General features: G+C 34.9%; 7 protein-coding genes. All 7 read right to left on the minus strand.

Annotated elements, in window-relative coordinates; genetic code table 11:
* Positions 1 to 105: 105 nt before the first annotated feature.
* Complete coding sequence (locus tag L2586_RS24180; protein WP_235295583.1) at positions 106 to 912, minus strand: transposase; 807 nt, start codon at positions 910 to 912, stop codon at positions 106 to 108.
* A 170-nt stretch (positions 913 to 1082) separates the two neighbouring features.
* Positions 1083 to 1823 (minus strand): tetratricopeptide repeat protein, encoded by a 741-nt coding sequence (locus L2586_RS24185; protein ID WP_235295584.1) that lies wholly within the window; start codon positions 1821 to 1823, stop codon positions 1083 to 1085.
* A gap of 187 nt (positions 1824 to 2010) precedes the next feature.
* Positions 2011 to 2496 (minus strand): SRPBCC family protein, encoded by a 486-nt coding sequence (locus tag L2586_RS24190; RefSeq protein WP_235295585.1) that lies wholly within the window; start codon positions 2494 to 2496, stop codon positions 2011 to 2013.
* Positions 2496 to 3260, minus strand: a complete 765-nt coding sequence (locus L2586_RS24195) for a protein phosphatase 2C domain-containing protein (RefSeq protein ID WP_235295586.1) — start codon at positions 3258 to 3260, stop codon at positions 2496 to 2498. The genes L2586_RS24190 and L2586_RS24195 overlap by 1 nt, the downstream gene beginning before the upstream one ends.
* Positions 3261 to 3388: 128 nt before the next feature.
* Positions 3389 to 3688 (minus strand): helix-turn-helix domain-containing protein, encoded by a 300-nt coding sequence (locus L2586_RS24200; protein ID WP_235295587.1) that lies wholly within the window; start codon positions 3686 to 3688, stop codon positions 3389 to 3391.
* Positions 3685 to 4041 (minus strand): type II toxin-antitoxin system RelE/ParE family toxin, encoded by a 357-nt coding sequence (locus L2586_RS24205; protein WP_235295588.1) that lies wholly within the window; start codon positions 4039 to 4041, stop codon positions 3685 to 3687. The genes L2586_RS24200 and L2586_RS24205 overlap by 4 nt, the downstream gene beginning before the upstream one ends.
* A 3479-nt stretch (positions 4042 to 7520) precedes the next feature.
* A complete protein-coding gene (locus tag L2586_RS24210) occupies positions 7521 to 8273 on the minus strand; it encodes a hypothetical protein (protein ID WP_235295589.1) in 753 nt (250 codons plus the stop codon).
* Positions 8274 to 8463: the final 190 nt, after the last annotated feature.

The raw sequence follows: 8463 nt of genomic DNA on the forward strand, positions 1-8463 counted from the left end.
CACATTCTTAGGGGGTCAAACCGTAAGAATGTTATTAACATTCTTCTACTTTTGAGGGGTCAAACCTCAAGAATCAGAGGGGTCAAACCGATAGGAATCGAGGGGTCAAAGGTGCAGGAATATGCAGGTATCATTGACACTTCCTGCATCTGCATGAATGATCATCTTGTTTTTCTCATCACTCACCATCTGCACATTGTATCCTACATTGACAATATTTCGATGTAGAATAACAGCCTTGGCATCTGGGTCCACCAAACTTATTTGTGCCTCACCGCTTTGTTCTAACTCTCTCTCGATTTGTTCATAGTGCGCTTTTTTGACTTTGCGCTCTGCAATTTTATTTTCTATTTCTTGTTTTGCTTCTTCATTGTCAGTCTCTTCTAATTGCTGCAAATAATCTTCTATTCTTTCATCTATATAATCCTTGTGACGTTTAATTTTCTTGCTATTGAAATTGTTCTTAAGGGAATTCTGAGCTCGAATCTTAACAGAGTCTAACGCAATGACTGTCCCTTCCACATAACCTAATTCTTTAAGCAACAGAACAAAGTAACGGAAAGTGTTTTTAATGGCCAATGGATTGTTTTTTCTAAAGTAGGCAATCGTTCGATTGCATGGTCGAAGTCCCTTTAAAAGCCACATCATTTCCATGTTTACGATACAGCAATGCTCTAACTTTCTAGAGGATCGAATTCCGTGTCTATAACCATACAAATAAAGCTTCAATAAATCCGCTGGATGAAAGGGTGGTCTACCTTGTGAAGATGTTGTGGTTTTAAACCCCAATTGATCCAAAGGTAGACTGTCAACGAAAATATCGATATGCCTAGCCCAGCTATTTTGGTCAACTAACATATCTATACTTGTAAATGATATTTGATTTCGATCTATTCCTTCATTGAAATTCATAATGAAAGCTTATTTAATTCTTACTTAAGATAACACTTTCAATTCATTACACATAGATATTTATCGTATATATTTCAGGTTTTTGCGCAGTCTGACGGTCTGGCTGTAACCTTCGTGGCGTCGCGATAGCAGCCATGAAGTGTTAAAGCTTGTTATCTGTCGTACTTAATTTATTTGCAGTATTCATTATATACTACTAATGCATACTTTTCACCTGATTTATAAGATTTTTGAAGTTCTTCACAAGCCTCTTTTATTCTTTTTAATTCAAGTAAAGTTAATCCTTTATAATAGTGAGTGTTTATTGGTTCTGTTTCAGGTTGTTCACAGAATTCTAAGTCCCTCAATGCTTGTTCATAATTTCCAAGATGGTAGTTTGCTGCTGCTCGTTCGAATACTATAAATTCTAGTTCTATATTGTAGTTTTCTCCTTCTGGGTAAAGTTTGTTTATATAAAATTCCTTAGACCCTACGATGTCTGTGCCATTGTATTGTGGTTCTTTTAATTGCAGAGCTTTTTCTACATCTTTCATTGCATCTTCATATCGTTCTAAGTTTCGTTTGTATTCTGCTCTCCATACATAAGGTTCAATCGCATTTTCGTTTAAATTTATCATTTTATCTAAATCATTAATAGCTGTCCTATAGTCTCCTATTATTGATTTGTCGATAGCTCTATTTAAATATGCTTTTTCAAACTTTGGATTAAGTTCTATAGCTTTATTCAGCATTGCGATTGCTTTTTTATATCTATCATGGTCTTCGTATTGAATTGCTTTTTCAAATAATTGATCAGCATTTTGTGTTTTACAACCTAAAATTGTTAGTGCGAATATGATGAGAATTTTAGTGTTCTTCAATTTTGCTTTGTTTTTATCCGGATTAACGTTGGCTAAGTTATCATTTATCAAAAGTGATTTTTATGTATTATAAATCATAAAAATACTGATTCGTAAGAAAGAGAAATCACTATGTTTTGCAAAATCAAGACACTTATAAGATATAGTTTTGGATTGTCAGCTAAGGTGAATGACAGATAACGTCATAGCTGCATCCAGAGGCCTGACGAAGGAAGGCTTATGTGATCGCAGCATGTTACTATCCGTAATTGGTTGTAAGAACTGATCTCCATTTATCAGATTCTGCAAATTCTTTAATTACTTGGTTTCTTGTAGTTAGTAATTTAGTCATATATTTCTCAATCAAAAGTTTGTCAGCCAATTTACCTAACACTCCAAGTGGAGACTTGTAATCAAAAGTATCTGTCATAATTGTCTTTGAATTATTCTCCTGAAAACCGTGATAATGTCTAAAAGACTTAAAAATTCCTTTTTCCATTTCATCAATGAAGCTATTGGGTTTGTCCATACTTGTGATTTTGGAAGTTAATTTCTGATATATACCAAAATGTTTTGCTTTCCATGTAACGCTATCATTCAATTCCATACAACCTGTTGTAACTCCACGAATGGCAGTCTCATTTGTTTGTTGGGTTGAAATTTTGTGTAAGTCGACACTTCTTGACAGATCAAATACGATTCTAATCGGAGCGTGTATTTCCGTTGTGAGTAGAATAACTGGCATTAGGTTTTCATTGTTGAAATTTGCTCAATATCTACTACTCTGATCATTGTTAAATCGTCACTCGGCATTAAACCATTTACTTCTTTTATCTTTATCAGTGATTTCTTGAGCTTATTGGCATTATCTAAATTTGATTGATTTTCAAAGAATTCAGCCATTATAGCTCCATCACTGATCTCTTCATATAGTTTGCCATCATGATTTTTGAAAGTGTGAATTCCATCAGTTGAAATGGTAACATCCTTAATTCTTGGGATTGATTTTCTTTTGGTTCGGGTTTGGAACCAAAGATGTTTGTCCATGTTTAAGTGATATCCAATATAGTCTGGCCTGTTATCATTTTCATACTCAATATTTTCACCATTGATATGAATAAGTCCATCTCCCACTATGACTAATTCTGCTGATTTTAAGTTAATATCGATTATCCCAAGAATCAAAGTAGAAAGTATTTCATCAGAATTTAAATCCAATTGGCGGTTTAGGTTTGCGAGTTCTTCGAATAGTTGAAGGGAAACCTTTTCAATTAATTCATTTAGATTAATTTGCACCTTTTGTGCATACTCTCGATATGCTTCTTGTTTTGCAATTTTTCGAAGAAGTTTCCCGATTAAAGTAGATGCAAAATGAGAATCGGTTCCACTTGAACAGCCATCCATGACTGCGATAAGTTTTTTATCTATGCCAATATCTTCGGAAACTAAGAAGTCTTCATTATGGTTTGTATGGAACTCTCCAATGTGTGTTAGTTCATAAAATATCATTCTTCAAAGGTAAGGTGCATTTTTTAAATTTTTATGGATAGTAACGTGATAGCTGAATCCTGAGACCGACCAACGGGAGGATTCAGTGATCTCGGCGTGTTATGTGGGGTTGTTGAATCCCATTTTGTTTATGTTTGGAGTTCTGTTTCAATTGAGAAATTTATTTTGGCTTTTAACGCGTTGAACACTTTTAGCAAAGTACCAATAGTAATATTGGTTTTGCCATTTTCTATTTTGGATATTTGAGCTCTTTGGACACCAATTAGTTCTCCAAGTTCATCTTGGGTTAGTTGGTTTGCAATTCTCAGAGCTTTAATTTCTTCTGCCAAGAATTCAATTTTTAATTCTTGTTCATAATTATCTCTTGTTGGAGTTCCAATTTTTCCGAGATGTTTATCTTTTAAATCATCAAGAGTTGTCAACTTCATTTTTTGTGATTTTTTTCATTAAAATACTTTTGTCGAATCTTTTTGGCCTTATTGATTTCTGACCTTGGAGTCTTATTAGATTTTTTATCAAGTCCATGAGTCCCAATAATTAAAGTTTCAGCCTTTTGAGTTTTATCCCAAAATGCAAACATTCTAAAGAATTTGCTTTGATCTCTTTGCCTAAATTCCCAAATTTCATCCTCAAGATGTTCAAACCATCTGCCTTTAAAGCCAGCTTCAAGTTTGTCAAAAGAAATTAGAAATTTTGACTTTACCTTTGGCGATAAATTTTCAAAATATTTAGTTGCTTCTTCAGATAATCTGACTTTAATTGGCTTTACAAATTTTGCCATTAATCAAAAATACAAAAGTTTCCTTATATGGAACGATTTACCAGCAGATTTGTTTTATGAAAATTGAAATTTGAGGTTACTTTATTACCAAATTTTACATTGGTTTAAGCTATTGATTATGTTTTTTTAGTTATTTACTCGGCTATGTATTTTCAAGCTGTTTGAAATTTAATCCCACATAACGTGATAGCGATAAGAGGAGTTTCGCCTTCCGCAAATCGTTACCTCTAAAGTTATGTAATTTTAGGTAAAATGTGTTGAAGTGGGAATTATTTAAGGCGAAATTCACTTCTTAATCGCGTGTTATACTTAGTGATAAAAAGAAATCTTATGACACACGATTGCGTTTGCCATTCGTAAATTCTAAAAAAAAACTACAAGCGGAGATAAATACGTTGAACGTTTAAGATCTGACTCGCAAAGATCGATGCGTTGGCCTACTTTTTTCGGTCGAGTTAACGCCAATACGAAAGAGAAGACGAGTTGGAACATGGCAAGATTGAACGATTGGATTGGAGTGACCAAAGTTGCTAAATTAACTGTAAGCGCGAAAGTTGAAGGTTTCCGTATTCATTAAGTGGAAAGCTGAACAAATAAAAACAGATTTGTTGTAATTGGGCAAAGACAAAGATGAGTTTACCGTTGCAAGATTTGGTTATTGAATTGAAGGAAATGTTCTTGTTTAATTTGCTTTCTGGCGCGCGTTTAAGTTGATCGTCTTCTCCTGACAAAATTTTAGTCTCGACCGAAAAAAGTTTCAAAGAATTGAGCGTTATAAATGGCTAAGTACCACCATAGATGAATTGACGGAGTCAATTCATTAAGTATAACGTGATAGCGATAAGAGGAGTTTCGCCTTCCGCAAATCGTTACCTCTAAAGTTATGTAATTTTAGGTAAAATGTGTTGGAGTGGGAATTATTTAAGGCGAAATTCACTTCTTAATCGCGTGTTATACTTAGTGATAAAAATAAATCTTATGACACACGATTGCGTTTGCCATTCATAAATTCTAAAAAAAGCTACAAGCGGAGATAAATACGTTGAACGTTTAAGATCTGACTCGCAAAGATCGATGCGTTGGCTACTTTTCTCGGTCGAGTTAACGCCAATACGAAAGAGAAGACGAGTTGGAACATGACAAGATTGAACATTTGGATTGGAGTGAGCAAAGTTGCTAGATTAACTGTAAGCGCGAAAGTTGAAGGTTTCCGTATTCATTAAGTGAAAATCTGAATAAATAAAAACTCCTTTTCAGCAATTAAGCAAAGACAAAGATGAGTTTACCGTTGCAAGATTTGGTTATTGAATTGAAGGAAATGTTCTTGTTTAATTTATTTTCTGGCGCGCGTTAAAGTTGATCGTCTTCTCCTGACAAAATTCTAGTCTCGACCGAAAAAAGTTTCAAAGAATTGAGCGTTATAAATGGCTAAGTACCACCATAGATGAATTGACGGAGTCAATTTATTCTAATATAACGTGATAGCGATAAGAGGAGTTTCGCCTTCCGCAAATCGTTACCTCTAAAGTTATGTAATTTTAGACAAAATGTGTTGGAGTGGGAATAATTTAAGGCGAAATTCACTTCTTAATCGCGTGTTATACTTAGTGATAAAATAAATCTTAAGACACATGATCGCGTTTGCCATTCGTAAATTCTAAAAAAAGCTACAAGCGGAGATAAATACGTTGAACGTTTAAGATCTGACTCACGAAGATCGGCGTGTTGGCCTACTTTTTTCGGTTGAGCTAACGATAATCCGAAAGAGAAGACGAGTTGGAACATGACAAGATTGAACGATTGGATTGGAGTGAGCAAAGTTGCTAGATTAACTGTAAGCGCGAAAGTTGAAGGTTTCCGTATCGAATAAGTGAAAAACTGAATTAATAAAAACAGATTTGCTGTAATTGAGCAAAGACAAAGATGAGTTTACCGTTGCAAGATTTGGTATTCGAATTGAAGGAAATGTACTCGTTTGGTTTGCTTTCTGGAGCGCGTTTAAGTTGATTGTCTTCTCCTGACAAAATTTTAGTCTCGACCGAAAAAAGTTTCAAGGAATTGAGCGTTAGAAATGGCTTAAGTACCACCATAGATGAATTGACGGAGTCAATTCATTAAGTATAACGTGATAGCGATAAGAGGAGTTTCGCCTTCCGCAAATCGTTACCTCTAAAGTTATATAATTTCAGGTTAAATGTGTTGGAGTAGGAATTATTTAAGGCGAAATTCACTTCTTAATCGCGTGTTATACTTAGTGATAAAAAGAAATCTTATGACACACGATTGCGTTTGCCATTCGTAAATTCTAAAAAAAAACTACAAGCGGAGATAAATACGTTGAACGTTTAAGATCTGACTCGCAAAGATATATGTGTTGGCCTACTTTTTTCGGTTGAGTTAGCGCCAATACGAAAGAGAAGACGAGTTGGAACATGACAAGATTGAACGTTTGGATTGGAGTGAGCAAAGTTGCTAGATTTACTGTAAGCGCGAAAGTTGAAGGTTTCTGTATTCGTTAAGAGAAAAGCTGAATAAGTAAAATCACATTTGAGTAATTGAGTAAAGACAAAGATGAGTTTACCGTTGCAAGATTTGGTTATCGAATTGAAGGAAATGAACTCGTTTGGTTTGCTTTCTGGCGCGCGTTAAAGTTGATCGTCTTCTCCTGACAAAATTCTAGTCTCGACCGAAAAAAGTTTCAAGGAATTGAGCGTTTTAAATGGCTAAGTACCACCATAGATGAATTGACGGAGTCAATTCATTAAGTATAACGTGATAGCGATAAGAGGAGTTTCGCCTTCCGCCTAACGTTACCTCTAAAATTAAACAATTTTACGAAATGCGTATTGGAGTGGGAATTATTTAAGGCGGAATTACTCCTTAATCGCATGTTAGATGCCGCTTTTTTTAAGTTTAGGAATACGTTTACAGTTGACGAATAATTAGCGCCGAGCGCCGAACAGAGATGAATTGAAAGCCACAAATGTTCGCTTATTGGGCAGGATAGTGCTGATTTAGTGAAAAACGCGCGTAGGGTAGGAAAGCATAAGAGTAGGAATCGTGCATTGGAGTTTAGCGATAACAAATAAGTTAGGTGAGGTATATTTTGCTGTTTAGGTTTTCGTTCTAGTCAAACGTTTGTTTTGCGCTAGGAGCCGAATCTCTAATGTTGGACGGAGCCGAATCAAACTCAGCTTTCGGTGCGAGCATTGAAGTTTGGATGAAATGAGTGTGGAGCAAAAAAACTCATTAGAGTAGAAATCAGAATTATGCCAAAGGCTTATCGCAAGCGTAAAAATTGCTAAATGAGCAAGATGTGTCGCTTTTTTTTGAAGGATGAATTGATCGGAATTATCTGTTTTAAAATCACCTTGGTTTTTTGCGCGATCGTTTTATTAGTGGCACTCTAACGTTTCAGCCGCAAGCGTCGTGACGACGAAGGAGTCATGATCGTCTTCGCGGCATGTTAGATGTCGTGGTTAACGCCATATTTCCCACCATCTCTTGGATTGCCTAGGAGAAATATGACTTTTGTTTGAACTAATATTTTCGATTGATGGCTGAGGATCTGAACTTTGTTCTTCGATCTTACTTTTAATAAGCAATGGAAAGACCTCTCCTGAATCGTGCTCATCAATTATGAACATAAAATTTTCCTTGCAGTTTAAACTGTTAAAGATCCCTTCACTATCTAGCCTTTCTAAAACTTCATGTATAGAGATCATACCTTTGGTCTTAAACAATTGAATTATATCGTCGTATCCATCAAGTTCCTCAATATCCGAATATTTCTCTTCAAGATTATTATGATCTAGAATTTCCAGAGGATTAAAAAAGTTGACCGATATTCCAGGGCATGCATAAAATTCCGTAGTAAAATCGTAGTCAAATCCCATATCAAATTCATCTGTCTGAATCTTAAAATCTTTCCATGCTCCAATGCCATAGGAAGTTGCTTCTACATCTTTTTGAAAAAAATAATCATATTCAAATAAGATTGCAAATAGTTCTTCAGTTGGAATAATTCCTTGTTCTGGATTTGTCCACCATTCTGCTAAATTCTTTTGTATTTCCTGCTCAATCTGCTTTTTGTAAGTTTCAAAATTAAATGATTGGAATTCTGTAAAAAGACTTTCAAAAATTGGTTCTTTGTCCTTGATTGATTTGAAAGAATTTAGTGATTCTGCAAGTCTCCTTTCTAGGTTCTGTTTGATTTCTTTGTTCTTATTCATTCTTAGTCTTTGTTTTCATGGCAATCCTTTCTTAAAGCAAATCGGTTTACTCCTCATGACATCTAACGTGATAGCGATAAGAGGAGTTTCGCCTTCCGCCTAACGTTACCTCTAAAATTAAACAATTTTACGAAATGCGTATTGGAGTGGGAATTATTTAAGGCGGAATTACTCCTTAATCGCATGTTAG

Origin of the sequence: Portibacter lacus (assembly GCF_021533215.1) — a bacterium.
In the GTDB taxonomy this organism is placed as follows: Bacteria; Bacteroidota; Bacteroidia; order Chitinophagales; family Saprospiraceae; genus Portibacter; species Portibacter lacus.